The organism is Streptomyces sp. NPDC054840, assembly GCF_053611065.1.
Genome location: NZ_JBSGZP010001125.1, coordinates 1 through 1,277, shown reverse-complemented (window position 1 = coordinate 1,277; position 1,277 = coordinate 1). Strand labels below are relative to the sequence as shown.

1 protein-coding gene is annotated in these 1,277 nt (G+C 67.3%); it reads right to left on the bottom strand.

The features are described 5' to 3' along the window. Positions 1-34: 34 nt before the first annotated feature. Positions 35-1,277, bottom strand: a 1,243-nt coding sequence (gcl, locus tag ACWGIU_RS38070) for a glyoxylate carboligase (RefSeq protein WP_453712691.1), incomplete at its 5' end; no start/stop codon positions are given.

The following is a 1,277-nucleotide window of genomic DNA, read 5'->3' as shown; positions in this document are numbered from 1 at the left end:
GGGACGGGGGCCGCCGTTCTTCTGCTGTCGCGGATCAGACCTGGAGGGCCTTGATCGCGGTCGGGGCGTGGCCCGGCTCGGTGGCGAGTTCCTCGAACTCGGTGACGTCGCTCATGTCGACCGTCTTGCTCATCGAGATGTTCGTGATGCGCTCCAGGATGGCCTCGACGACGACCGGGACCTGGAACTCCTGGGCCAGCTTCTTGGCCTGCTCGAAGGCGGCGCCCAGCTCCTCCGGGTCGGTGACGCGGATGGCCTTGACGCCCAGGCCCTCGGCCACCTTGACGTGGTCGACACCGTAGACACCCAGCTCGGGGGTGTTGATGTTCTCGAATTCGAGGTTGACCTCGAAGTTGATGCCCAGGCCGCCCTGCGCCTGACGGATCAGACCGAGGTAGGCGTTGTTCACGAGGACGTGGACGTAGGGGACCTTGTGCTGGGCGGCAACCGCCAGCTCCTCGATCATGAACTGGAAGTCGTAGTCGCCCGAGAGCGCGACGATCGGGGTCTCCGGCTCCGCGGTGGCGGCACCGATGGCGGCCGGGATGGTCCAGCCGAGGGGGCCGGCCTGGCCGCAGTTGATCCAGTTGCGCGGCCGGTAGACGTGCAGCATCTGCGCGCCCGCGATCTGGGACAGACCGATGGTGGTGACGTAGCGGGTCTCGGGACCGAACGCCTTGTTCATCTCCTCGTAGACGCGCTGCGGCTTCATGGGGATGTTGTCGAAGTGCGTGCGGCGCAGCAGGGTGGCCTTGCGCTCCTGCGCGGAGGCGGCCCAGGCGGAGAAGTCCGGGAGCTTGCCCTCGGCCTTGAGCTCCTTGGCGATCTCGATGAAGAGCTCCAGCGCGGCCTTGGCATCGGAGGCGATGCCGAAGTCCGGGGCGAAGATCTTGCCGATCTGGGTCGGCTCGATGTCGACGTGGACGAACTTGCGGCCCTTGGTGTAGGCGTCCAGGTTGTAACCGGTGTGACGGTTGGCCCAGCGGTTGCCGATGCCGAAGACGAAGTCCGACTCCAGGAAGGTCGCGTTGCCGTAGCGGTGCGCGGTCTGCACGCCGACCATGCCGGCGGCCAGCTCGTGGTCGTCCGGGATGGTGCCCCAGCCCATGAGCGTGGAGATGACGGGGACGTTGACCAGCTCGGCGAACTCGACCAGCAGGTCGGAGGCGTCGGCGTTGATGATGCCGCCACCGGCGACGATCAGCGGACGCTCGGCCTCCAGCAGGAACTGCAGGGCCTTGGCGGCCTGGGCCCGGGTGGCCTGCGGCTTGTAGACC